The 26,337-nt window shown below is 33.8% G+C and carries 26 protein-coding genes; 12 read left to right on the plus strand and 14 right to left on the minus strand.

The window, feature by feature from the left end:
- Positions 1–112: 112 nt before the first annotated feature.
- The 3 genes from NBRC110019_RS11245 to NBRC110019_RS11255 all read right to left on the minus strand — a co-directional run bounded on the left by NBRC110019_RS11245 (position 113) and on the right by NBRC110019_RS11255 (position 5,526).
- The gene (locus tag NBRC110019_RS11245; protein WP_281754903.1) at positions 113–2,662 is read right to left on the minus strand and encodes an adenosylcobalamin-dependent ribonucleoside-diphosphate reductase; all 2,550 of its coding nucleotides are present in this window, start codon (positions 2,660–2,662) and stop codon (positions 113–115) included.
- A 275-nt stretch (positions 2,663–2,937) separates the two neighbouring features.
- Entirely contained in the window at positions 2,938–4,116 is a 1,179-nt protein-coding gene (locus NBRC110019_RS11250) for an AIR synthase related protein (protein WP_281754904.1), read from the minus strand.
- 36 nt (positions 4,117–4,152) lie between these two features.
- Positions 4,153–5,526 (minus strand): pyridoxal phosphate-dependent decarboxylase family protein, encoded by a 1,374-nt coding sequence (locus NBRC110019_RS11255; protein WP_281754906.1) that lies wholly within the window; start codon positions 5,524–5,526, stop codon positions 4,153–4,155.
- A 108-nt stretch (positions 5,527–5,634) separates the two neighbouring features.
- Between NBRC110019_RS11255 and NBRC110019_RS11260 the strand changes: the two genes are divergently transcribed.
- Complete coding sequence (locus tag NBRC110019_RS11260; RefSeq protein WP_281754909.1) at positions 5,635–6,180, plus strand: pyridoxamine 5'-phosphate oxidase family protein; 546 nt, start codon at positions 5,635–5,637, stop codon at positions 6,178–6,180.
- Between the two features lie 14 nt (positions 6,181–6,194).
- On the opposite strand, the gene NBRC110019_RS11265 is transcribed toward NBRC110019_RS11260, so the two are convergent.
- Positions 6,195–7,814 carry a glycoside hydrolase family 43 protein gene (locus NBRC110019_RS11265; protein ID WP_281754911.1) on the minus strand — a complete coding sequence of 540 codons (1,620 nt, stop codon included), beginning with the start codon at positions 7,812–7,814 and terminating at the stop codon, positions 6,195–6,197.
- A 225-nt stretch (positions 7,815–8,039) separates the two neighbouring features.
- Here NBRC110019_RS11265 and NBRC110019_RS11270 point away from each other — a divergent pair, with 225 nt between their 5' ends.
- From NBRC110019_RS11270 to NBRC110019_RS11310, 9 genes are all read left to right on the plus strand, one after another.
- Positions 8,040–8,237, plus strand: coding sequence for a hypothetical protein (locus tag NBRC110019_RS11270; RefSeq protein ID WP_281755082.1), 198 nt, complete (start codon positions 8,040–8,042; stop codon positions 8,235–8,237).
- Between the two features lie 110 nt (positions 8,238–8,347).
- Complete coding sequence (locus NBRC110019_RS11275) at positions 8,348–8,515, plus strand: hypothetical protein (protein WP_281754913.1); 168 nt, start codon at positions 8,348–8,350, stop codon at positions 8,513–8,515.
- Between the two features lie 46 nt (positions 8,516–8,561).
- Positions 8,562–9,098 carry a Riean_0653 family protein gene (locus tag NBRC110019_RS11280; protein ID WP_281754915.1) on the plus strand — a complete coding sequence of 179 codons (537 nt, stop codon included), beginning with the start codon at positions 8,562–8,564 and terminating at the stop codon, positions 9,096–9,098.
- A gap of 42 nt (positions 9,099–9,140) precedes the next feature.
- The gene (locus NBRC110019_RS11285) at positions 9,141–9,560 is read left to right on the plus strand and encodes a hypothetical protein (protein ID WP_281754917.1); all 420 of its coding nucleotides are present in this window, start codon (positions 9,141–9,143) and stop codon (positions 9,558–9,560) included.
- 71 nt (positions 9,561–9,631) lie between these two features.
- Positions 9,632–9,889 carry a hypothetical protein gene (locus NBRC110019_RS11290; RefSeq protein ID WP_281754919.1) on the plus strand — a complete coding sequence of 86 codons (258 nt, stop codon included), beginning with the start codon at positions 9,632–9,634 and terminating at the stop codon, positions 9,887–9,889.
- A 148-nt stretch (positions 9,890–10,037) separates the two neighbouring features.
- Positions 10,038–10,553 carry a Riean_0653 family protein gene (locus tag NBRC110019_RS11295; RefSeq protein ID WP_281754921.1) on the plus strand — a complete coding sequence of 172 codons (516 nt, stop codon included), beginning with the start codon at positions 10,038–10,040 and terminating at the stop codon, positions 10,551–10,553.
- Positions 10,554–10,588: 35 nt separating this feature from the next.
- On the plus strand, positions 10,589–10,756 hold the full coding sequence (locus NBRC110019_RS11300) for a hypothetical protein (protein WP_281754913.1): 168 nt from the start codon (positions 10,589–10,591) through the stop codon (positions 10,754–10,756).
- Between the two features lie 45 nt (positions 10,757–10,801).
- The gene (locus NBRC110019_RS11305) at positions 10,802–11,290 is read left to right on the plus strand and encodes a Riean_0653 family protein (protein WP_281754923.1); all 489 of its coding nucleotides are present in this window, start codon (positions 10,802–10,804) and stop codon (positions 11,288–11,290) included.
- 26 nt (positions 11,291–11,316) lie between these two features.
- Positions 11,317–14,454, plus strand: coding sequence for a T9SS type A sorting domain-containing protein (locus NBRC110019_RS11310; protein ID WP_281754924.1), 3,138 nt, complete (start codon positions 11,317–11,319; stop codon positions 14,452–14,454).
- A gap of 75 nt (positions 14,455–14,529) precedes the next feature.
- Here the strand turns inward: NBRC110019_RS11310 and NBRC110019_RS11315 are convergent, their stop codons facing one another.
- From NBRC110019_RS11315 to xylA, 3 genes are all read right to left on the minus strand, one after another.
- Positions 14,530–14,811, minus strand: coding sequence for a hypothetical protein (locus NBRC110019_RS11315; protein ID WP_281754926.1), 282 nt, complete (start codon positions 14,809–14,811; stop codon positions 14,530–14,532).
- A 58-nt stretch (positions 14,812–14,869) separates the two neighbouring features.
- Positions 14,870–15,133, minus strand: coding sequence for a transposase (locus tag NBRC110019_RS16900; RefSeq protein ID WP_373877000.1), 264 nt, complete (start codon positions 15,131–15,133; stop codon positions 14,870–14,872).
- Between the two features lie 1,419 nt (positions 15,134–16,552).
- Positions 16,553–17,869: a xylose isomerase gene (xylA, locus tag NBRC110019_RS11325; protein WP_281754928.1), complete on the minus strand. Its 1,317-nt coding sequence runs from the start codon at positions 17,867–17,869 to the stop codon at positions 16,553–16,555.
- 148 nt (positions 17,870–18,017) lie between these two features.
- On the opposite strand from xylA, the gene NBRC110019_RS11330 reads away from it, so the two are divergent.
- Complete coding sequence (locus NBRC110019_RS11330) at positions 18,018–18,737, plus strand: NUDIX hydrolase (RefSeq protein WP_281754929.1); 720 nt, start codon at positions 18,018–18,020, stop codon at positions 18,735–18,737.
- 5 nt (positions 18,738–18,742) lie between these two features.
- On the opposite strand, the gene bshC is transcribed toward NBRC110019_RS11330, so the two are convergent.
- The gene (bshC, locus tag NBRC110019_RS11335; protein WP_281754931.1) at positions 18,743–20,335 is read right to left on the minus strand and encodes a bacillithiol biosynthesis cysteine-adding enzyme BshC; all 1,593 of its coding nucleotides are present in this window, start codon (positions 20,333–20,335) and stop codon (positions 18,743–18,745) included.
- 225 nt (positions 20,336–20,560) lie between these two features.
- A complete protein-coding gene (gene rimO / locus NBRC110019_RS11340) occupies positions 20,561–21,862 on the minus strand; it encodes a 30S ribosomal protein S12 methylthiotransferase RimO (RefSeq protein WP_281754933.1) in 1,302 nt (433 codons plus the stop codon).
- Positions 21,863–22,242: 380 nt separating this feature from the next.
- Between rimO and NBRC110019_RS11345 the strand changes: the two genes are divergently transcribed.
- Positions 22,243–22,833 carry an LURP-one-related family protein gene (locus NBRC110019_RS11345; RefSeq protein WP_281754935.1) on the plus strand — a complete coding sequence of 197 codons (591 nt, stop codon included), beginning with the start codon at positions 22,243–22,245 and terminating at the stop codon, positions 22,831–22,833.
- A gap of 61 nt (positions 22,834–22,894) precedes the next feature.
- Here the strand turns inward: NBRC110019_RS11345 and NBRC110019_RS11350 are convergent, their stop codons facing one another.
- From NBRC110019_RS11350 to rpmG, 5 genes are all read right to left on the minus strand, one after another.
- Positions 22,895–24,529 (minus strand): ABC-F family ATP-binding cassette domain-containing protein, encoded by a 1,635-nt coding sequence (locus tag NBRC110019_RS11350; protein WP_281754937.1) that lies wholly within the window; start codon positions 24,527–24,529, stop codon positions 22,895–22,897.
- Positions 24,530–24,592: 63 nt separating this feature from the next.
- Positions 24,593–24,811 carry a hypothetical protein gene (locus NBRC110019_RS11355; protein ID WP_281754939.1) on the minus strand — a complete coding sequence of 73 codons (219 nt, stop codon included), beginning with the start codon at positions 24,809–24,811 and terminating at the stop codon, positions 24,593–24,595.
- 62 nt (positions 24,812–24,873) lie between these two features.
- On the minus strand, positions 24,874–25,827 hold the full coding sequence (gene ftsY / locus NBRC110019_RS11360) for a signal recognition particle-docking protein FtsY (RefSeq protein WP_281754941.1): 954 nt from the start codon (positions 25,825–25,827) through the stop codon (positions 24,874–24,876).
- Positions 25,828–25,975: 148 nt separating this feature from the next.
- Complete coding sequence (locus NBRC110019_RS11365) at positions 25,976–26,131, minus strand: DUF4295 domain-containing protein (protein ID WP_281754943.1); 156 nt, start codon at positions 26,129–26,131, stop codon at positions 25,976–25,978.
- Between the two features lie 12 nt (positions 26,132–26,143).
- Positions 26,144–26,326, minus strand: coding sequence for a 50S ribosomal protein L33 (gene rpmG / locus NBRC110019_RS11370; RefSeq protein ID WP_112373121.1), 183 nt, complete (start codon positions 26,324–26,326; stop codon positions 26,144–26,146).
- Between the last annotated feature and the right edge of the window lie 11 nt (positions 26,327–26,337).

The following is a 26,337-nucleotide window of genomic DNA, read 5'->3' on the forward strand; positions in this document are numbered from 1 at the left end:
TCTATTAGAATAATTGTATCGAACCACTATTAAAAACAGTTCTCATAAAAATAAAAAATCCGCTCACAAACTGAGCGGATTTTTTTGGTTGTTACTATGTATTACTTACTTCTTAACCACATTTAGAAGAACCACAATCCTTACAGGTTAAACATCCCTCCTGATACATTAAATTAGTACTATTACAGTTACTACATCTTTGCCCTTTAGCTTCTGTACCATCTGGCACATAACGTTTTAAAGCTCTAGCAACACCATTCTTCCAGGTATTAATAGATTCTGTATCTAATTGTAAACTATTAATTAAGTTTACTACCCTTTCAATAGGCATACTATGACGTAACGTACTAGAAATCAGCTTAGCGTAATTCCAAAATTCTGGATTAAATTTGTGTGATAACCCTTCAATGGTTGTTTTATAACCTCTTTTATTTTTGTACTGAAAATCATAACGAGAAGTCCCGTCTTCATTTCTATTCTTGATAATCCAACCACCTTCTGCCCAACGTGGTATTAAAATACCATCTTCATCATCTGCCAAACCAGTAAAAATTTCATAAGGTTGTCCATCGATTAAACCAATAAAGGCAATCCATTTTTCTTTGTTATTTTGAAAACGAACCACATCTGCTTCCAAAACCTGAGGACGTTTTGTTGGGAAAACACTTTGTTCTTCTTCCTCTTCAGTTTTCTCATCGGTAGAAATAAGTACCCCACTTCTAGATCCATCTCTATATACAGTTACTCCTTTACAACCTACTTTCCAGGCTTCAAGATATAACTTGCCTACTAACTCCTCAGACACATCTGAAGGTAAATTAATAGTTACACTAATAGAATGGTCTATCCATTTTTGTACAGCTCCTTGCAAACCTACTTTACTTAACCAATCTACATCATTAGACGTAGCTTTGTAATAAGGAGATTTCTTAACAAGTTCATCTAATTCTTTCTGGCTATAATTTTTAGAAGTATCAATTCCGTTTACTTCCATCCATTGTTTAAATTTGTGATGAAATACTACGTATTCTTCCCAAGAATCACCTACCTCATCAACAAAATCAATATGAACATCCTTATCGTTCGGATTTACTTTTCTTCTTCTTTTATATACTGGTAAAAACACAGGTTCAATACCAGAGGTTGTTTGCGTCATTAAACTTGTTGTTCCTGTTGGTGCAATCGTTAACAACGCTATATTTCTTCTACCATATTCTAACATCTCATAATACAACTGTTCATCAGCTTCTTTAAGACGTAAAATAAATGGATTATCTTTTTCTCTTTCTGCATCAAAAATGGTAAAAGCACCACGCTCTTTAGCAGTATATACAGATGCTCTATACGCTTCTAAAGCAATGGTTTTATGCACTTCTACAGAAAACTCATTGGCCTCTTTAGTACCATATCGTAAACCTAATCCGGCAAGCATATCTCCTTCTGCAGTAATACCAATACCGGTTCTTCTACCTTCATATGCTTTTTTACGAATGTTTAACCATAAGTTTTTCTCTACTGCTTTTACTTCTTCCTCTTCAGGGTCTGCATCAATCTTCGCTAAAATAGCATCAACTTTTTCCAACTCAAGATCAATAATATCATCCATCATTCGTTGTGCAAACGCTACATGTTTTTTAAACAGCTCAAAATTGAAAGAAGCCTTTTTAGTAAATGGCGCTTCTACATAAGAGAATAGGTTAATGGCTAACAAACGACAAGAATCGTACGGACATAAAGGAATCTCGCCACACGGATTGGTAGAAACTGTTTTATATCCTAAATCAGCGTAACAATCAGGTACCGATTCTTTGGTAATTGTATCCCAGAATAAAATACCTGGCTCAGCAGATTTCCATGCATTATGTACAATCTTTTTCCACAAATCTGAAGCATCTATATTTTTTGTATATGCCGGATCCGTACTATGAATAGGATATTTTTGTGTATAATCCAATCCATTATCTACTGCCTGCATAAATTCATCGTCAATACGAACAGACACATTGGCTCCGGTAACCTTACCTTGCTCCATTTTAGCATCAATAAAATCCTCAGCATCTGGGTGATTGATAGAAACCGACAACATTAAAGCACCACGTCTTCCATCTTGCGCTACCTCCCTGGTAGAGTTAGAAAAACGCTCCATAAACGGAACAATTCCTGTAGAAGTCAACGCAGAGTTCTTAACAGGTGATCCTTTCGGACGGATATGTGACAAATCATGTCCTACACCACCTCTTCTCTTCATTAACTGTACTTGTTCCTGATCCATTTTCATAATTCCTCCATACGAATCGGAAGAACCATTATTCCCAATCACAAAACAGTTAGATAGCGAAGCTATCTGAAACGGATTTCCGATTCCAGCCATAGGGCTACCCTGCGGAACGATATACTTAAACTCCTTGATCAGGTCAAAAACCTCATCTTCTGTTAATGGATTAGGGTATTTTTTTTCAACTCTTGCTAATTCCTTAGCAATTCTCCTGTGCATATCGTTTGGAGTAAGTTCATAGATATTCCCATCAGAGTCCTTTAGTGCATATTTGTTTACCCAAACTCTTGCAGCTAAATCATCTCCTTTGAAATACTCAATAGACGCCTGTACCGCTTCCTCTTGCGTATACGTCTTTTGGGGTTTAGAAGTCTTTGTTATTTGCATTGTAAAATTGATAAGTCATTTAATAAAAACAACAATGCAAAGCTAGGTAAAAATGAAATACAAAAAATTTATTTTTACATAAAGTTCACAAGAAAAAACATTCAAAATACTGATATACAGTATTTTGAAAATTTACTAACACCGAAAAGTTTACAACTTTTAAAAATTATTTTAAAAATTTAATTGCAAAGTTAATTGATTTTTCGTAATATTATAGAACCCCTCAATCCTAAAATTAAGGGGTTACTGTTATGTAAAAAAGTAAGTATCAGTGGTTAATATTCAAAGGTACCGTAGGCACTTTTAATAGTTAGCTTTTTAGTTTCAGATGTTTCTACTTTTCCTATAATCTGAGCTCTTACATTAAACGATTCTGAAATAGCTATTATATCACTTGCTATAGAGGCGTCTACATACAATTCCATTCTATGTCCACAATTAAACACCTGATACATTTCCTTCCAATCTGTTTTCGATTGTTCTTGTATCAATTTAAAAAGTGGCGGCACTTCAAATAAAGTATCTTTTATAATGTGAAGTTCATCTACAAAATGTAAAATTTTTGTTTGAGCTCCTCCGCTACAATGTATCATACCATGAATTTCCTCAGACGTATACTTTGAAAGTATGTCTTTTATTATTGGTGCATAGGTACGTGTTGGAGACAACACCAGTTTCCCTGCATCTATAGGAGCATCTGCTACCGCATCGGTTAGTGATACATTTCCTGAATATACTAAGTCTTCAGGCACCGCAGCATCAAAACTCTCAGGATATTTCTCTGCTAAATATTTAGAAAATACATCATGGCGCGCAGAAGTAAGTCCATTACTTCCCATACCTCCATTGTATTCAGACTCATATGTAGCTTGTCCAAACGACTCCAGTCCTACAATTACATCTCCTGCTTTAATATTTGCGTTGTTAATAACATCCGAACGTTTCATTCTGGCGGTTACCGTAGAATCTACAATAATAGTTCTTACCAAGTCTCCTACATCGGCAGTTTCACCTCCTGTAGAATGAATAGTTACTCCAAACTTTCCTAAATCCTGAATCAATTCTTCAGTTCCGTTAATGATAGCCGAAATCACCTCTCCAGGAATCAGGTTTTTATTTCTTCCAATCGTAGAAGAAAGCATGATATGATCAACAGCACCTACACAAAGTAGATCGTCTATATTCATTATCAACGCATCTTGTGCAATCCCTTTCCAAACAGAAATATCGCCTGTCTCTTTCCAATACATATAGGCCAAAGACGATTTGGTTCCTGCTCCATCGGCATGCATAATTAAACAGTAGTCCTCGTCATTGGTTAAATGATCTGGTACTATTTTACAAAACGCTTTTGGAAAAAGCCCTTTATCTACTTTTTTAATGGCATTATGTACATCTTCTTTAGAAGCCGATACACCACGCTGACTATATCTTTTACTAATATCAGAACTCATGAAATGATTTGTTTGCGCAAAAATACTATTTATTAATTAATTCATCGAAGCTAAAATGGCCGCAATATCTTCTTCGGTGGTATCAGGGTTGATAAAACAGAACCTTGATACGGTTTCATAGGTCTCCCCAGTTTTCCATTTGGTGGGGGTAACCAAAGCAAAACCATCTCTTTGATTTTCATAAGTCCACTCTTTATAATCCTCTGGAGTCCATCCTATTTTTCTAAACAGTACACAGGATAAACTAGGCTCTCTTACCAATTCTAATTCTGAATTGCTTCGAATCATATCGCCTGCTATCTTAGCAAGCTCTATACCTCGCTCAATTGCCTCTTTATAACGATTGGTACCGTGCATGGCCAATGAAAACCATAACGGTAACCCTCGTACACGTCTGGTTAACTGAATTTGATACTCAGCCGGATTAAAGCCTTGCGCGCCTTCATCTTTAAAAATATCTAAATAGGAACCTTCTTGAGCGTGCGCTTTTTTAGCCAACTCAGGATGCTTATATAAAATGGCTCCACAATCGTATGGTGAAAACAACCACTTATGCGGATCGATAGTTATACTATCTGCCTTTTCTATACCATTAAATAAATGTCTAACAGAATCGGCTGCCAAAGCCCCTCCGCCGTAAGCAGCATCTACATGAAACCAAACATTTTCTTCTTCACAGAATCTAGCCACTCCATCTAAATCATCAATAATTCCGGCATTGGTGGTTCCTCCTGTAGCTACTACTGCAAATAATCTTTTACGAGTAAACGCATCTAATCCCTCAATCGTTTCTCTTAATTTATCATAAGTAAGTACATCTTCTGTAGGCACTAGTAAAATTTCAGCATCTATTACCTTAGCCATTGACTTCACAGAAGAATGCGCTCCTACCGAAGTTATGATAAGCCCTTTTAAAGCATCATGGTTTTTATCTAAGCTACGCCAATGCTCTCTAGCAGTAACCATAGCAGAAAGATTAGCAGCTGTACCACCACTAGTAAACACCCCAAAAGCTCCCTTTGGCATCCCTGTTAATGAAACCAGCCAACGCATTGCTTCATTTTCAGCAAAAATACCTCCGGCACCTTCCATCCAATACGCTCCGTGAATACAACTAGCCGAGGTAATCAAATCAAACATAATAGCCGATCTGGTTGGAGATGCAGGAACAAAAGCTAAATGTCTTGGGTGATCTATAGGAACAGTCGCTTTTACTAGCACTTCTTTCCATTTTTCAAAAGCAACCTCTCCTCCTATTCCTTCTGGAGTAATGGTTTCTCCTACCAATTTTTTAAGTTCTTCTTCCTTCTTAGGCATTCCCAAAACCGGATTGGTATTGGTGATTCTATTAATTACATATTTGGTGACATCTAAGGTCATTTCAACCAAATCTATATCGATATTATGCATAATCTAAAATTTCAGCTGCAAAGGTACTAACTCTAGTTTTATAATAATCATAATTTCAAGCATATATAATTGATTTTTCGTATATTACCTATCACTAAAACTAAGATAATGACAAAAAAAATGCTTACTAACATCTTTGCAGAGATTACTCATGCCTGCAAAGAGAAGAATCACCCGTATCGATATTTTTATATGTCGTCGTGCGGGCTTAATGGACATATTCGGCAACGGACTATGGTGCTGAGAGATGTTATAGACGGACAATTTTTGCAAGTGTATACAGATAGACGCTCAAAAAAGATGACACATATTAATGAACACAATGAAGTAAGTCTCCTTTTTTTCAATCCGGATACCCTTACCCAAATTACTATGGTAGCCTACGTAGAGATTGAGAAAGACAAAGACGAGCTTCAGAAAAAATGGGAAACTATTCCTGATTTTGTAAAATCAGACTATGTAGTTTCTGATATACCAGGAACCATCATTCAACACCCCGATCAAACTCAATACAATGATCATAGCGGTAACTTTACCATTTTATATTTTATCCCAGAGAAGATAGAAATTCTTCAAATTAAAAGACCCAATAACATACGCGCTAGTTATGAGAAAACAAATTTTGGATGGGAAGGTGTATACATCACCCCATAAGTACTTTACGGGGGTTACTGGGTAATTCTGAAAAATTCAATATCAGCATACCCGCCCCTTTTTACTTCAGGATCGCTAACACTAAACAATCCTACCTTTGCTCCTACCCATTTACCCTCTTTAGCCTTAAATGGTTTTCCTATTGGTTTAAATTTTCTACCATTTAAACTATAACTAAATCGACATAAAGCATCAGGACCAGAAACAGTTACTCTAAAGTATACCTCATCGGTTTTTATTGCTAGTTCTTCTATAGTTACTTCAGGTTTTCCTTTATTTGCTTCCAAGGCAACGTTTTGCTGAATTGTGAAACCTTCTTTCATTTTTACCAAGGTAAGCGTTGCATAATCCATTCCCATAACAATTAACCCTGAACTTTTACCATATTCCGCTTCTTCCGGATATAATTTCACTTTAGTAGTCGCTTTAAAATCAGGAGCTGGAAATTTTTGTAACAACAAGTTAGGCACCATCCATAAGTTAGTGGTTTCTACCGGTTTTTTAATACTAAACAACCTAAGATGTGATTTCCCAGGTAATTTCGCAGACCATACTACCTCAGGGTTAGCATTCCATTGCCATTGAAGCCCTATGCTATCGTTTTCAAATTCATCTGTCTCTGCTGGAGTCATTACTTTTTTAGACACTACAGGTTTTTTAAACTCGGTTACAGGTTCTCCTATTCCATTCTTATCATAATCAATTCCCATTAATGGCCAATTGTTTACCCATTTTACGGGCTGTAAATGCACAATACGGCCATATGCCCCTACATCCTGAAAATGATAAAACCATGAAGACCCGTTTGGTGCATCTACCCAAGCCCCTTGATGTGGTCCATTAATCTTTGTACTTCCTTGTTCTAGTACTATTTTTTCTTCATACGGTCCGTATATATTTTTAGCACGCAAAATCAATTGCCATCCTGTAGGCACTCCTCCTGCCGGAGCAAAAATATAATAGTAGCCATTTCGCTTATAAAATTTAGCACCTTCTACCGTTGGGTGTGCATCATGGCCATCAAAAACATGCTTTCCTTTGTCTAATACTTTGGTTCCTTCAGCATTCATTTTATTCACCGTTAGTAAGCTCTTTACTCCAGCTCTACTGCCTGCCCATGCATGTACTAAATAAGCCTTACCGTCCTCATCCCATAACGGACATGGATCTATAGCTCCTTTTGCCTCCATTACTAATACAGGTGCCTCCCATGTACCATAAGGGTCTTTTGTCTTTACCATATAGATACCAAAATCAGGATCTCCCCAGTAAATATATATTTCGTTATTATGATATCGGATACTTGGCGCCCAAACTCCATTTCCATGCTGCGGTACTTTAAAATGATCTTCGGGAACAATTACAGGTAGTGCATGGTTAATCAGTTCCCAATTCACCATATCTGTTGAATGTAGTATAGGCAACCCAGGGGCCGAGTTAAAACTTGATGCCGTCATATAATAATCATTTCCAACCTTTACCACATCGGGGTCTGAATAATCGGAGTACAGAATCGGGTTTTTATAGGTTCCGTTTCCAGTATCGGCCTGCCAAACCTCTGAAACGGTTTTATTTTGGGCATTGCTTATAATCACACATATTACTAGTATAGAAAACAGAAAGATTTTTTTCATAACACAAACTTTAAATGCAATCGATTACATTTTATAAACATATAGTTTTATCGACTACAAGGTATTCGTAATATTATTAAAATAAAAATTTTTAAAGGTATTTTTTATCTAATCATCTCCAAAGTCTTTCATAAAACATCAAAAAAACAATGGCTCCCCGTTAAGGAAGCCTTTATTTAGTATTATGTCTCGTCCTGAAATAAGTTGACATAAAAACGACCTATTATGGAAAACATAGAAAGGAAAGGAGTTAAGCGAACACAACGGGATTACAATATGGCCTTTAAATTGGCTGTAATCTCACAAGTAGAAAAAGGCGAACTAACGTATAAGCAAGCTCAAGGGAATGAGTTTATCTCGTACTTGTTGTTTGTTTGGGGTAAGTCGCCAATCTATTTATCAGCAGTTAATCAGAGCTCATAAACGAGAGCAAGAACTAGAACGAGTAAAGTAGCTAGTTATTGAACTAAGACTCAAGATGCCTCGTTTAGGGGGTAGAAAACTGTATTAACCCGTTGTGCATTTAGAAAAAGTTGTGCAAACTGCTAAAATGCACAACTGGTAAAATTATTCTTTTACAACTTTCAGAGCAATTAGGAAATGCCGTTTATATAGTGTGTGTAGATGGTGTTAAAATGAAATATAGACGAACTGGCTCTGTTTTTAGAAAAGATGGCGAAGATGTTTTAAAAATAGATTAGCGTATTTTAAATAAAATTCTCACATTTAAGTAAAAATTATCATTTTATGAAAAATCTATTTTTATTACTAACAGTTGCACTAACTTTAAGTTGTTGTAACAATGATGACGACACTAACACATCAACAAACCCAATAAACCAATTACCACCAGCAACCCAAACAGGCGAAAATACATTTGGTGCTTTGTTAGATGGCGAGGTATTTATCCCAAGTGGAGGAACCAACCCTTTAGATTGTGTTTATCAATTAGTTAGTGGGCAATACTTCTTTGGTTTACAGGGAAATAAACGTGATGAAGACTTTAATAGAATAACTTTATCTATTTCTACAAATGCCAAAGAATTGGAAGAAGGGCAAAGTTATCAACTTATAGAAAATGAAATAGGAAATGCCTACGCAACTTATAGTTTTGCAACTAATGCAACCACAACATCTTCAAATAATTCTGGCACTTTGACAATAACAAAATTAGATTTAGATAATCAAATTATTTCAGGAACTTTTTCTTTTGATATAATTGATTTTGAAGGCAATTTAAGACAAATCAGAGACGGTCGCTTTGATATGCAATTCACTCAATAAAAACTTTTAAAACATTATCATAAAATTTCAAAACACTTTTCTATGAAGAGCACTACTATTTTTAAGATGTTTCTACTTGCTTTAATTAGCTTTTCTTTACATCTAAATGCACAAACGGTATCTAACAGCTTTGCTAACACTATGAATGATGTTTTTGCAGGTGTAGATTTAAACCGTGTACCACACCATTTATTAACTGATTATGCTATGGAATTTGTAGATATACGCTCTTATAATGGCGTAAATACTGCAAATAACTTTGTACACAAAGATATCTATACTTCAGCTTATAATACATTGCTTATGGCACGCACTAAAACTAATGTGCCAGATTTAGTAAACCCAAACCTATTTGAGAGTAATTGGAAAGCTGCACGTATACCTTATACTATAGCATTATCTGGCATATATTATCAATACTCAAGTATACAAAAAATGCACACCCTAATGCCATTACGGTAAGCAACAATAAACTATATGATAAATATACAAATGGCGTATGGCAAAACCCTTATGAAACCAAAACTGTATTTATGATGACTGCACCTATATTAAAGCATAATTATAAAAACATGAATGTGGTGTTACCAACTAATCTATGGTACAGTAATCAAGATAGTCAAGTACAAAGTATTGCTGTAAATTTTAATGATGGTAACGGTTATCAAACCCTTACAATGGGTCAAAACAGTGTTGTGAGTTACCCTAGTGAAGGTACTTATACTTGGGATTACAAATTAACATTGACCAATGGACAAATATTATATAGTCATAACCCGTTGTGCAATTAGGAAATGCCGTTTATATAGTGTGTAGATGGTGTTAAAATGAAATATAGACGAACTGGCTCTGTTTTTAGAAAAGATGGCGAAGATGTGTTAAAAATAGATTAGTGTATTTTAAATAAAATTCTCACATTTGAGTAAAAATTATCATTTTATGAAAAAGCTATTTTTATTACTAACAGTTGCACTAACTTTAAGTTGTTGTAACAATGATGACGACACTAACACATCAACAAACCCAATAGACCAATTGCCACCTATAACACAAACAGGTGCTAATACCTTTGGTTTTTTAGTTAATGGCGAACCAATAAATGTTACTAACACTTCTCAACAAACGGCTATTTATCAAGGCGGTGTTTTACAAATTGGCGGTGGCATAGATAATTCAGATATGGATATACGTGTAATAATAAGAGCTAGTGAAGTTATTACCCAAAATACAAGTTATAACTTAACCAATACACCAACTAATCAATCTTTATATATCAACAATGGAAATGGGTGCTATTATGATTACCCAAGTACTATAAATGGTATATTAACAATATCAAATTTTGACCAAACAAATTTCATAATTTCTGGAACATTTGAATTTTCCACAGTCACGAATAGTTGTGATGATATTTCAATTACCAATGGTCGGTTTGATATGCAATATATTCCATAAATATTAATCAATACCCGTTGTGCATTTAGAAAAAGTTGTGCAAACTGCTAAAATGCACAACTGGTAAAATTATTCTTTTACAACTTTCAGAGCAATTAGGAAATGCCGTTTATATAGTGTGTGTAGATGGTGTTAAAATGAAATATAGACGAACTGGCTCTGTTTTTAGAAAAGATGGCGAAGATGTTTTAAAAATAGATTAGCGTATTTTAAATAAAATTCTCACATTTAAGTAAAATTATCATTTTATGAAAAAACTACTTTTACTACTAACAATTACACTCACATTAAGTTGTTGTAATAATGATGACGACACTAATACACCAACAAACCCAATTGACCAATTACCACCTATAACACAAACAGGAGCTAATACCTTTGGTTTTTTAGTTAATGGCGAACCAATAAATGTTACTAACACTTCTCAACAAACGGCTATTTATCAAGGTGGGTTATTACAGTTTGGAGCTGGAGGAATTTTTATGCTTGTTCAAGAGCCTTTTACGATTAATACTCAAAATGATTTAACTGGAAAAGCAAGATATTTAATTGATCCAAATCCTCAATTAGGCTGCCACTATGAACTTGAAGACTCTTACGAGGGTTCTGTTGTGTTTTCTAAAATAGATACTGATAACTTTATTATTTCTGGTACATTCCAGTTTTCATCTGTAAATAATGACTGTGAAAATGTAGATATTACCAGTGGACGTTTTGATATGCAATATATACCATAAGTATTAACCAATAAAAAACAGATATTATGAAAAAACTTTTACTACTGCTATTTTGCTTTGTAACATTCTACAATGTTCAAGCTCAAAATTCATCTTATGCCAATCGTATGCAATACGTATTTGGTAATATAGATAAGGCAAAAGTTACCACAGGCTACCTTAAAGAATTTGGTGTACGTTTTGCAAATATAGAAGCTTGTAATGGTAACCTATCTACTGCTAACTTTGTTTCTAAAAGTGAGTGGCAAGGGATGTATAATTCGTTATACTCTATGCGTGTAGGTACAGCAGCAATAAATATGGCATCGCCTCATACAATAAATGCAAATTTAGTAACACAACAAAATAGTACAGAAAATGTTCTTTTTGCAGTACAACATTACAACTACCAACAATATAAAACTAATGCACATACTAATGGAGATGTTATAATAAGTAACGACCGTATTTTTGATAAAGCTGGACGTAATCCTTATGATACTAAAACTGTATTCGCAATTACACCACTAAAACAACACTTGCAAGGTAATAAGTTTTCATTTAGATTGCCTAGTAATCTAATTTATACTAATACAGGTTTAAATATCAGTAACATTAAAATAGATTTTGGTAATGGGCAAGGCTACCAAACGGTAACTACAAATAACAATAAAACCATAAGCTATACTTCTGGTGGCGAAAAGGAAATTAAAATAAAGTTTACCTATACTAACGGTACAATAGTACAAAGCCATTCTAAAATTTGGGTAGATTATGTAGCAACAAATCAAAACGCACAAGCCCGTTTTAATGGTTTTGGTACAGATGTTATTTTTGATGAACAGCCTATTACTGGAGCTGCTTATAATGGCAGTACTGCCACAGGTCTTGTTACTGTAGAGTTAGCTCCTGGGCACACACAATTAACTAAACCTTTAATAGTTATTGAGGGTTTTGACCCAGAAAATAGTTTTAATTATTTTAGCTTCATTAATTCTGGTGGTCCAGGCGGAACGAATATTTTTATCAATGGAACAACATTTCTTACACTCAACCAAGCTATAGAAGATGAAGATTACGATTTAGTATTTGTAGATTTTGTAAATAGCACAGATTTTATACAACGCAATGCTCTAATGGTGGAAGAAGTAATACGTTGGGTAAACCAACTTAAAACAGCTAGCGGTAGTACAGAAAAAAATGCAGTATTAGGTATGAGCATGGGTGGTTTAGTAGGTCGTTATGCTTTACGAGATATGGAAATAAATGGAGAAATCCACGATACTAAACTTTATATTAGTCATGATACACCACATCAAGGCGCAAATGTACCATTGGCGGCACAGGCTTTAGTGCGCCATTTAGTAGGAGAGCAAATATCATTACCAGTATTTTTTAGCCTATTTAATGTTAATATTGTAGATTTAGATGAAGAAATTCCAGAATTGACCGATGCTTTAACATTAATACAATCGCCAGCAGCACAACAAATGTTAATTTATCAGTTGCAAGGCACTGGAGATAATGTTTCTATTAATAACAATACATTACACGATAATTTTTTAAATGAGTATAAAAATATGGGATACCCACAACAAGGTAATATTAGAAATATTGCTATTGCCAATGGAACGGAATGTGGAAATCCTCTCGATTTTAATGAATTTGACCATTTGGTAAACGCAAATATTAAAGTAGATTTACCATTCTTTTTAACAAATATTGCATTGGCTATTGTAAATGGCATATCTATTAATCCTTTACAAACTTTATCTTCTGTATTAGCAACAGATACGGATGTTAAAGCTCAATTTGAATTAAGAGCATTACCTTCTTTACAGTCTAAACGAATTTACAAAGGACGACTTTATATTGAGAAAACAATTTTATTTTTAATAGATGTCCAAGAACCATTAATAGATGAAGAGCAAGTATATTCTAGTTCTAATATGTTGGCTTTAGATAATGCTAATGGTGGTATTTACGATATTGAAACTTTTGCTCAATTACCTACTCAATTTGACCAATATGTATTACAAAGACGATTTGATTTTATACCCGCTTATAGTAGTCTGGATGTTGGTAGTGGAAATGTAACTATCGACCCTAGTGATTTGGCAAAAATATATAATCCATTAGTGCCTCCTTTAGCACCAAAAAATGTTCCTTTTGATAATTTTTTCACTAATCCAACATCAAGCGAAGCACATATTCAATTTACATTAAATAATGGTGTTTGGTTAAGGTCTGAACTTGCAGATGCACCAGAAGTTTCATCTTGCGCCTATGTTTGTGAGGGTACGGAAATAACAGGAGATGACTTTTTGTGTGAGTCCAGTCAATATAATGTCCAATCATCTATTCCAAATGATGCTGTGGTAAATTGGTCAATAAATAATACTGGTGTAGCTTCTATATCAAATGCAAATGGAGTTTTAACGACTTTAAATGTAGTTGATACAGATTTTAGCGGAATTGTGACTTTATCTGCTACTATTGGCTCTATAAGATGTCAAAGCACAACTGTCATTACAAAAGATATATGGGTAGGCAATCCAAATGTTACTACAAACGGAATTAATAGTAATTTTAACACCGTTTCTACAAATTCAACCTCTCAATTTAGTGTAGCTTGGGCAGAAGGTAATACACACTATTATTGGTCAGTAACACCCAATACAACTTGTAACGCTGGTTCTGGTCCAACTATTCAGCCTACAAGCCAAAACACCTATAACTCTACTTCAAGATATGCGAGTATAAATTGGGGAGCTTGTGCAGGAACGTATTCAGTAGTTTGTCATGCAAAAAATGATTGCGGATTAACATATATTGGACAAAAATTGATAACAGTTTACGACCCTTATGATGATAATCCAAATGACCCTTGTGATGACCTTTGGAGTTTAAAATTCTACCCTAATCCAGTAAAAGGAGGCTCTATAGTTGTAAGTAAATTACCTCCAGGAGATCCTTGCAACGATGACCCTTTTGGTTCTCTTAAACAAGCTAATCCAAGAAACGATGTTAAAATTTATGACTTCTATGGAAACATTATTTACAAGAATAGTTTTAACTCAAATGATTTTAATATTAGCGGTCTTAAATTAAGAACTGGACATTATATTCTAAATGTTGAATCTTCAGATGGACAAATTTTAAGAAAAATAATAACAAAAGAATAAGAAGAAATAAATCATTTATTTAATAGCAGAGGTTACACGTTTTAGGTTTTCTCTGCTATTTTTATTAAAATTCTTTTAAAGTCTATGTTCTTTAGTTTTTGAAACACCTAATTCATTTATAAGGGTAGTACAATATCTCACTATTGTTTTTATGTTCATTTTAGTTACTTCAGAAACTTTTTTATTAGTTATTTTACCAAGTTTTTCATAATTCCAATTTATTAAAACATCTTTAATTTTCGCTTTAGATTTTTCTGTTTTATCTATGTTTATTTTTTTGCCATTTAAGCCTCTTTTTTCTTTTGTTGTTAAATTGTATTCAGGGTTATATAAAAACTGCCTAGAGGTGTTTAACAAAGGTATTAATCCGTTTTTTAGTTTATATTTTCGTTCAAATAGTTTGTTTACTTCATCTTTAGAAAAAATTAGGACTAAATATTTTTCTATTTATATAATGCGCAAATCTTAAAAGTTGCTCTTTTTCATAATTTGGATTTAATGAAATTAATTGACGAATTATAGAACTAAAAACAATGGTTCTTTTCCCTTTTTTAATTTTGTTAAACGGAACTATCTTATCTATACCTAATTCTCTAGCTAATTCGGGGATGCTTCTTCCTTGTTCATTTTCTTTGAGAACCTTGATGATTTGACTCTCACTAAACTTACTTTTTTTCATAAGACAGTATTTAATTTAAAGTTAATAAATTGATTTTATACTATCTGTTTTTTTGGGAAGCCTACAAGGCAATTAAAGTAATTAGAAATTCATGCGGTATTAGTGAAACAAACTTTACCAGAAACGACTCCTGTATGGATTCGGTATGTGTTGACCCATAGATTCCGATCTTACGCAGTCTATGCGATTGGGGAAAGAAGTTTGCAGATGGAGCAGATTAAAATTGAAAATCATACCCTTTAGCAAAGTTTAAAGTGAACTAAGTTATAAAATACAAAAAACGGATACTGTGTTCTACAATATCCGTTTTATCATTTAGTATTAATTTCTATTAGGAACTCGATTTTTTGCTATTACGATTAAAATAATAAAACAAAAATCCAATCGCTGCTACTGTGTTTGTAATAAAGAATTGTGTATTTCCAAGCAATATCAATAGAATAAACGCAATAGCTTCAAAAATTGCGATAACAGATACAGTAATTACAACATTTTTCATCATAAATTTTACATTTAAAAATTAATCAAATAACCAATTTGCCAGCTCAATAACAACCTCTTGAACCTTTTACTCAAGAAATCCTATAATAAACTCTTGTGATTTTTTTTCATTTAGTTATTCTATATTCTTACCAAATGCAACATACAGTTCATCCATCCATTCATTGTGATAAACTCCTGTGTATTCCATATCTTCTGGAGTTAATCGAGTAACTTCTCTTTTCGAATCAATGAATTCAGAATTATCTGAATCAGAACATAAAAAAAATTGAAAACAATATTGTAAAAACTAAAAATGAATTAATTCTTCTAAGCTTTATAGTACTTTGTTTTTTTAAATCATTATTACTGCAAACATAAAGCAATGAATCTTTTTATTAAAGCCTTTTATGTTAAAAATATGTAGTCAAAAATCTACTTTTTACAATTATTTAATTTATAAAAATTGTAAGTATAATGCAAATATTGGTGCAATAATTAGTTGAAGGAACGGGAAGCATGTATATTTACTTGTACCTACTTTTTACAATTGGCCAATCAAACCTTGCCAGAAACGACTCCTGTAGGGGTTCAGTATGTATTAACCAATAAACGAATAGGATTGGTGCCTATATTACGTAGCCTATGCGATTAGGGTAAGAAGTATGCGGAAGGAGCAGAAATAAAATTATGTAAATGATGTAAACAAATTTGCTTTTATTTTATATCATGAAATGGGCATTGGAAAAATACAAAGGAATCCTTGAGTTTACATATGAAAACACCTAACTTTATACATAACAAAAAAACCAGAGAGGCAAGCCTCTCTGGTTAATATATATTTTTTTAATCTAAAATCGTCAACCTATTTTAGGACGACTCATTATCTTTTTGTTACAAACAAGTCTCGTTACATTTAATTTCTATATGTTAACAGCCCTAAAAAGCATTGGCTATTAATTGCTCATACAATTCTTGTTTTCCACTCTTCTTAATTGGCTCTCCCGCTTCCAATGCTATTTTAGACAATGCCTCTAACGACAACTCTCCATTTTCAAAAGTTTTTCCATAACCGTTATCAAAAGACGCATAACGTTCCGTACGTAGAGCCGTATAACTTGTATTGGTTAAAATATGATCTGCCGTAATAAGCGCTCTGGCAAATACATCCATCCCAGAGATATGCGCAACAAACTTATCTTCAAGATCGGTTGAATTTCTACGCACTTTAGCATCAAAATTCACACCTCCACCTTGTATACCACCATGCTTTAAGATAACTAACATAGCCTGCGTCAATTCGTACACATCAATCGGAAACTGATCAGTATCCCATCCGTTTTGGTAATCCCCTCTGTTAGCATCAATGCTACCTAACTTACCTGCATCGGCTGCCACTTGTAATTCGTGTTCAAACGTATGTCCGGCCAGAGTAGCGTGATTCACTTCAATATTCAATTTAAAATCATCTTGTAAGCCATATTTATTGATAAACCCTAAACAAGTTGCAGCATCAAAATCGTACTGATGCTTTGTTGGTTCCATTGGCTTTGGCTCTATTAAAAAGTTTCCCTTAAAGCCTTGTTTTCTGGCATAATCTTTAGCTACTGTTAAAAACTGAGCCAAATGTTCTTGCTCACGTTTCATATCAGTATTTAAAAGACTCATATAACCTTCTCTACCACCCCAAAAAACATAATTCTCTCCACCTAATTCTATTGTAGCATCTACAGCAATTTTAACCTGTGCTGCTCCATATACCAACACATTAAAATCAGGGTTGGTAGCGGCTCCATTCATATATCTTGGGTGACTAAACAAGTTAGCTGTACCCCACAATAATTTAATTCCGCTTTCAGCTTGTTTCTCTTTAGCATAGGCCACTATTTCCTGAATCCTTTTTTCAAATTCAACCAAATTAGAAGTTGGATCTACTAAATCAACATCATGAAAACAATAATAAGGCATCCCTAGTTTACTCATAAACTCAAATGCAGCATCCATTTTGTCTTTAGCTCTGGCAACAGGATCTTCTTTTTTATCCCATTCAAATACTTCTGTTGGTGCTCCAAACGGGTCTCCTCCTTTATTATTTAGCGTATGCCAATAGGCCATTGCAAATCGCATATGCTCTTTTAAAGTTTTCCCTGCTATTACTTTACTCTCATCATACCATTTAAAAGCAAACGGATTATTGCTTTCTCTGCCTTCATATCCAATAGCCCCTATATTCTTGAAATAAGAATTATTACTCATTGTAGTGTAGTTAGTTATGTTAATTGAAGTTATTTTTTTTTAAACAAACTTATAGTTTATTTGACTACAAGGTTATATATTATTTTCTATTTTTGCAAATAAGAGATGAATATTTTACATTTATTGCACTTCTCCTAAATTCAAACTAATGATTAAAAAATTCATTGATGAAGAATCCGGAAAAATAGTAGAAAAGTCGGTAATGAATGCCATTACAATTGACTGTGTTATTTTCGGATTTGATAACGGTAGCCTAGAAGTGCTGCTAATAGAGCACGCAGAAGGTATTAGTAAAGGTAAATGGGGTTTGCCCGGTGGATGGATTAAAAAGGAAGAAAGCATAGACAATGCTGCCTACCGTTTGCTTAGAGAACTTACCGGAATTAAAGACCTTTACCTTGAACAATTAAGAGCTTTTGGTGAACCCAGTCGTTTCCCTTTAGACCGTGTTATTACCATAGGCTATTACGCCTTAATTAAAAAGGACATGTTTAACATTAAAGCGGGTTTTACTGCTTCTGATGCCAAGTGGTATGGTCTTAATGAGGTTGAGAATTTGATTTATGACCATAATAAAATTTTAGAATATAGTTTAATACGCCTTAGAAGCAAGGTGAAACGTGCTCCAATAGGATTTAATTTACTACCTGAAAAATTCACATTACTACAACTAATGCAACTCTATGAAGAAATTCTTGGCGTTCAGTTAGACAAACCAAACTTCAGACGTAAAATATTAAAAATGAAACTTTTAGTTGTTCTAGAAGAAAAACAAACCAACGTATCTCATAGAGCGGCCAAACTTTATATGTTTGATAAAGAACGCTATGAAATGCTTACAAATAAAGGTTTTATTTTTGAAGTTTAAAACCTCTACTTAACTAAAATTATAAACTCATTTTGTAGAGGGTTTAAAGTATCTAACAAGTAAGGTATCAATGCGTCTCCATACTCAAGATACATTTCAGAAAAATTAAGTGTTCGCTCTTGTAATGATTCGTTCGGAAACAATTCATTCTGTAATTGAGTGATACGTGTTACACGATCTGATAACTTTCTCTTTTGTGCTTTCAATAAACGTTTTTCTAAATTATCTAGACCTCTTAATTGTTTAACCTCCTGAGCCTTTACAGCTCCTAAAAACGATTTATCAGTTTGTTCAGCCAGTGTATACAATTCCTGAAACTGTTTTTTTAAGGATTCACGTTGTGGTGTAAATTCTATATCTATATCACTAATTTCACGCACTTTTTTATTTATAAAACTATCGCGCTTCATAAATAAGTTTTTATACGATATATGCAGCTTATCTAGTTTCTGTTGCTGCTTTTCACTCACCATTAAAACAGAGTTTCTTAATAACAACATAGGGAATGGCACTTCTACAGCTTCAAAAAAAGATTTTAACTCTAGCCAATACGCTAATTCTCCACCACCACCAATATAACATAGGTTTGGCAGTATCACCTCTTGGTATAGAGGTCGCATTATTACATTAGGACTAAAGCGTTCAGGATGTGTTTCCAACTCGGCTTCAAGTTCGTCCTTTGTAAAAGAGACACCTTTATCTAAAACTACAAATTCGTCATCTTGCTCTACAATACGCTCTCGGTAATTTTCTCCCAAATAAAATAAATTAATCTCTCTAGGTGTTACCTGTACATTGTAATTTTGACTAGAAAGGTATTCGGAAGTCTCTGAAACTTTATTAAAACCAACACCACTAAATAAATCTTTTTTCATGTATGGAACAAACAGTGATTTCAGTGCTGCACTATCTGCATCTAAGATCACTAAACCATGTTCTCCAAAAAGCTCATTTACTAAAAACATGGTAGCCTCCGATAGGTTTTCATGTTGTAAATACGATTTTTCAAAAAGCGCTCTTAACTCATCGGCATTCTTTCCTATTCCTAATTCTTTTTCAAATAAAGAAAACACTTCATCCAATCCCTTTGTAGAAAAATGACCAACAGCTCCTGCTTTCTCTCGATTCCAATGAATTTTTTTCCCTTTAAAATTAAAGTATCCTATTTCTTCAAAATCATGATCTTCACTTGCCATCCAATACACAGGAACAAAATCATATTCAGGATGATTTTGCTTTAATTGTTTAGTCAAATTAATAGTAGAAACAATCTTATAAAGAAAATACAAAGGCCCTGTAAACAAGTTAAGTTGGTGCCCAGTGGTAATGGTAAAGGTAGTATCGGCCGATAATAAGTTGATATTTTCTTCTGTAAGTCCACTAATTTCTAAATTGGCATACTGCTTTTTTAAAGATGCTGCTAAAACAGCTCTATGAGCTATTTCATAAGCCTTCTGCTTTTCTAATATTTGATCTTTAAAATACTCCTTTTTAGGAAATCTATTATATAACTGTTGAACGCCTTCCTTTTCATCTAAATAATCTAACATTAAAGTTGAAAAATAACGTGCGTCTCTAAAAGAAATTCCGGTAACCATAGATTAGTGTCGTCTTGAAACCGCAAAGATACTGTAGTGAGATGGTATAAGTACTAAAATTTAGTTAAATAGATATATTTGAACATGCTCTACCACTTATTAAATCAGAAATTTCTTCGTTTGAACAATATCATTATTATCGTCATTTCTAAAAAATATACTCCTACAGATAAGTCTCTAAAATCTAAAGCTCCCCCCTATAATTACTTTACTGAAATCTTTTAATTATACAGGCTCTCCATAAAGATCAAAATCTGCAGCATCGTAAATTTTAATGGTAGCAAATTCTCCAAGTTTCAAATAATGCTTAGAAGCATCAATAAGCACCTCGTTATCTACATCAGGACTATCACATTCGGTTCTTCCTATAAAGTAATTCCCTTCTTTACGATCGATCATGCAACGAAAAGTTTGCCCAATTTTCTCTTGGTTCAGTTCCCACGAAATTTGTGATTGAATATCCATGATTTCAGAAGCTCTAGCTTGTTTCACTTCCTCCGGAACATTGTCCTCTAAAGAATAGGCATGTGTATTTTCCTCATGCGAATACGTAAAACAACCTAAACGTTCAAAACGCATTTCCTGAACCCATTCTTTAAGCGTTTGAAAATCTTCTTCTGTCTCTCCAGGATACCCTACAATCAAGGTTGTTCTGATAGTCATGTCTGGTACAGCTGCTCTAAATTCTTTTAACAGCTTGGTAGTTTTCTCTTGGGTGGTTCCTCTACGCATGCTTTTTAAAATACTATCAGCAATATGTTGCAATGGAATGTCTAAATAATTACACACTTTAGGCTCTTCATTCATAACCTGAAGTACATCCATTGGAAATCCTGTAGGAAATGCATAATGTAAACGAATCCATTCAATACCTTCCACCTTTACCAACTCCTTAAGCAGTTCAGCAAGGTTTCTCTTCTTATATAAATCTAGTCCATAATAAGTAAGATCCTGCGCTATTAAAATAAGTTCCTGCACCCCTTTTTCTGCAAGTTTTTTGGCTTCGGTAACCAAATCTTCTATAGGGGTACTCTTATGTTTTCCTCTCATTAACGGAATTGCACAAAAGCTACAAGGTCTATCACATCCTTCAGCTATTTTTAGGTACGCAAAGTTTTTAGGAGTAGTCGTTAAACGCTCCCCTATCAACTCATGCTTATAATCTGCGCCAAGTGCTTTTAACAATCGTGGTAAATCAGACGTTCCAAAATATTGATCTACATCTGGTATTTCTTTTTCCAAATCCGGCTTATAACGCTCACTCAAGCATCCGGTAACAAATACCTTATCTACAGCACCTTCCTCTTTACGTTGCACATAGTCTAAAATAGTATTAACACTTTCCTCTTTAGCATTATTAATAAAACCACATGTATTAATTACTACAATATTACCTTCATCTTCATGTACCACATCTTTACCACTAGCCTTTAACTGTCCCATTAAAACTTCACTATCGTATACGTTTTTAGAGCATCCTAGTGTTACAACATTTATCTTATTCTTCTTTAACGATTTGGTTCTCATACTGTTTTACCGAATTTGGAGTGCAAAAGTACAATTTTAATTAGATTCTATCTAATTGTTATTTCCTTATATTCCTACCTCATAACAACCTACGTATTTAAAAAACAATAGTTACGTTTAGAAATTTCATTTTCGCACTTTTGCTATTATCGGTAAGTTGCTTTGCTAATAACAATTCACTTAGCTCTTATAAAGACATGCTCGCAGCACTAGGCAAAGACAAACAAAAGCTATAAACACCTAGTAAACTACTTCGGGGCAAGCCCATGAAGTATTTAGTAAGGATTGCATTTCTATTTTGAGATAAGTCTCGGAGTATTTAATTTCAATTGTTAATAAATTTATTTTATCTTCAACCTTTATAACACTAACTAATAAGTATGAATTCTATTCTAGAGAAAAATCTCTTTTTTGTAAAAGAGCATGTAGGCATGTTTAAGGCTGCCAACAACTACGACATTTATGATCCTGAAACACAGAATGTCATTATGAATTGTAGAGAAGAAAATCTTGGTTTTTTTACAAAAATTCTTCGTTTTACCTCTTATAAGGTAATGACACCTTTCAACATTGTAGTTAAAATTCCGAATGGAAAAAATATATTACGTGTAGAAAGAGGAACTACATTTTGGAGATCTAAAGTTAAAGTTTATGATGAACACAACCAATACGTAGGTTTCTTTAAACAACAATTATTCTCATTTGGAGGTAAGTTTACTATTTACGATCCCACCGAGAAACCTGTTTGTACCTTAAAAGGTAAATGGACTAGTTGGGAATTTAGTTTTCTAAGAGGAGAAGAAAAAATTGCTAATGTGAGCAAAAAATGGGCAGGATTAGGAAAAGAATTGTTTACCACTGCCGATAATTATATGCTAGAAATTTTCCCTACTGTGAAACCGGAAGACCGAGTAAGAGAGCTTATTTTGGCTGCCGTTTTATGCATTGACATGGTTCTAAAAGAAAGATAATATTCATAAAAAAAGGAGGCTATTAAGCTTCCTTTTTTATCTCCATTTTAACCGAAGTCATTTATTTTCTTTCTATATCTTTTAAGTTTTCCATTTTCTTCATTGCAAGAAAACCATTAATATCTTCAAAGTGTTCTTTCACTCGTTTATGTCCAAACTCAAACACCTTAGTTGCCAATCCATCCAGAAAATCCCTATCGTGAGATACTAAAATAAGCGTTCCATCAAATTCCTTTAAAGCTTCTTTAATAATATCCTTGGTCTTCATATCCAAGTGGTTGGTAGGCTCATCCAATATCAATAAGTTCACCGGTTCTAAAAGTAACTTAATCATTGCCAATCGGGTTTTTTCTCCACCTGAAAGCACTTTCACTTTTTTAGTAACATCATATCCTCCAAACATAAAAGCTCCTAAAATATCCTTTATTTTAGTTCTAATATCACCTTCAGCAATTACATCTATCGTTTCAAAAACAGAAAGCGACTCATCTAATAACGATGCTTGATTTTGAGCAAAATACCCAATCTTAACATTATGCCCTAATTGCAATCCTCCTTCAAAATCTATCTCCCCCATCAATGCTTTTACCATAGTAGATTTACCTTCTCCGTTTCTTCCTACAAAAGCAACTTTTTCACCACGCTCTACAACCAATGAAGCATTTTTAAATACCACATGATCGCCATAGCTTTTTGTTAAATCGGTTACCGTTACAGGATATTGACCTGATCTTGGTGAAGATGGAAAACGTAAACTTAACGCAGAAGTATCAACTTCATCTACCTGAACAATCTCAAGTTTTTCTAACATCTTAACCCTAGACTGCACTTGCAATGTTTTTGAGTACGTTCCTTTAAACCTATCGATAAACCCCTTGGTTTCAGCAATCATTTTTTGCTGTTCTTCATAGGCTTTTTGCTGGTGTACTCTTCGGTCTTGGCGCAGCACTAAATAATCTGAATACTTAGCTTTATAATCGTAAATACGTCCCATAGTAACCTCTATAGTTCGGGTGGTTATATTATCTACAAATGCTCTATCGTGAGAAATCACCATAACTGCATTCGCATTATTTACCAAAAAGTCTTCTAACCATTGTATACTTTCAATATCCATATGATTAGTAGGCTCGTCTAAAAGAATAAGATCTGGCTTCTGCAATAAAATCTTAGCCAACTCAATACGCATACGCCACCCCCCACTAAACTCATCGGTAGGTCGGGTAAAATCGGTTCTTTCAAACCCTAATCCTATCAAGGTTTTTTCTACCTCAGCTTCGTAATTTATTTCTTCTATAGCATAAAACTTCTCACTTAACTCAGAAACTCTTTCAATAAGCTTCATGTATGCATCGCTCTCATAATCGGTTCTAACCGTTAGTTCTTCATTAATTGCATCAATCTCTTCTTTCATAGAAAAGATCGTTTCAAAAGCCTTTGATGCTTCTTCAAAAACTGTTGCCGTATCCTTCGTTAGCAAATGCTGTGGTAAATACGCTACCTTACGATCTTTAGGAACCGAAATAGACCCGGAAGTTGGTTTACTTATCCCTGCTATAATTTTCATCATGGTAGACTTTCCGGCACCATTCTTACCCATCAGGGCAATTTTATCATTTTCATTAATAGCAAAAGATACGTTGCCAAACAAAACAGTACCTCCAAATTCAACTTTTAAAGCATCAACGGTTATCATCTAAAATGTAAATAGGATTAATATAGAAACTAGTTAAGAAAATATGTAGATATTACGTAAAAATTAGTCCAGTACCTCATGTAACCAAACTACCCACTCTACTTCATAATACCTTAAGGCTGAAATTAGCACAATACCAATTATTACATAAATTAAGCTATAGGTATCTTTCTTGATAAGACCAAAACCCGCTCCGCCTAATAAAAGCAACCCAAAAGCAATAAGAAGATTAGGCATTAACCAACTTCCATTTAGAATCGCTATTATTTTAACTACACTCATTAAGAAACAGTATATTACTATAATTCTTTGAGCAACCTTAAGTAAGCCAGTACGTTCTCTCATTATTTAAAGAAAGAATCTACAAATTCATATTTATTAAATACCTGAAGATCTTCTATACCTTCCCCTACACCAATGTAACGAACCGGTATTTTAAACTGATCAGATATTCCTATAACCACTCCACCCTTAGCTGTACCATCAAGCTTGGTAACTGCCAATGAAGTAACTTCTGTAGCCTTTGTAAATTGTTTTGCCTGTTCAAAAGCATTTTGACCGGTAGAGCCATCTAATACTAATAATACATCATGCGGAGCATCGCCCACTACTTTCTGCATTACGCGCTTTACCTTAGAAAGCTCGTTCATTAGGTTCACCTTATTATGTAATCGCCCTGCAGTATCAATAATTACCACATCAGCATCCATTGTAACAGCCGATTTAAGCGTATCAAATGCAACCGATGCAGGATCGCTCCCCATTTGTTGTTTCACAATAGGAATATCTACTCTGTCGGCCCAAATTTGAAGCTGATCTATTGCAGCCGCTCTAAAGGTATCAGCAGCACCAAGTACTACCTTTTTTCCTTGTTTTTTAAACTGATAAGCCAGCTTACCTATAGTTGTAGTTTTTCCAACGCCATTAACCCCAACCACCATAAGCACATATGGCTTTGTATTAACAGGAACTACAAATTCTGTTTCATTTCCCGTATTATTTTCAGATAAAAGCCCAGCTATTTCTTCTCTAAGAATTTTATTAAGCTCAGAAGTCCCTAGGTATTTATCTTTAGAAACACGTTCTTCTATACGTTCAATAATTTTTAATGTAGTATCTACTCCTACATCACTTGTAACCAATATTTCTTCAAGATTATCTAAAACATCGTCATCTACTTTCGATTTCCCCGCCACAGCCTTTGACAGCTTAGAGAAAAAACTATCCTTAGATTTTTCTAAGCCTTTATCCAGAGTTTCCTTTTTTTCAGAGGAAAATATGCGTTTAAATAAACTCATGTAATTAAAAAATAAATATTAAGCTAAAATAAAGCGTTTTAGTCTAAATTAACAAATAGAAGTACAAAATTAAAGGTAGATAAACAAAAAAGCTGCTTTCTTAATAAAGAAAGCAGCTATATATGTTAAATAACTTTTTGTGAACTTGTTATTTTTGTTTCGCTAACCAACCGTTAACTTCTTCTGGTGCCATTACAGCCTCTGTAAATGTATAAGCCCCTGATTTAGGAGACCTAACCATTTTCATAGCTTTTGTTAATCTTTTTGAACTTGTTTGTAAAGTTGCTACCGTTTTCTTTGCCATGACCTAAATAAATTATTTGATTTCTTTATGAACAGTCATTCTCTTTAAGATTGGATTGAATTTTTTAATTTCCAATCTGTCTGGAGTGTTCTTTTTGTTCTTAGTTGTGATATAACGAGATGTACCTGGCATACCGCTTTCTTTATGCTCTGTACATTCTAAAATTACCTGAATTCTGTTACCTTTCTTTGCCATCGTTCAATACT

This window comes from Neptunitalea chrysea (assembly GCF_027924145.1).
Taxonomy (GTDB): domain Bacteria; phylum Bacteroidota; class Bacteroidia; order Flavobacteriales; family Flavobacteriaceae; genus Neptunitalea; species Neptunitalea chrysea.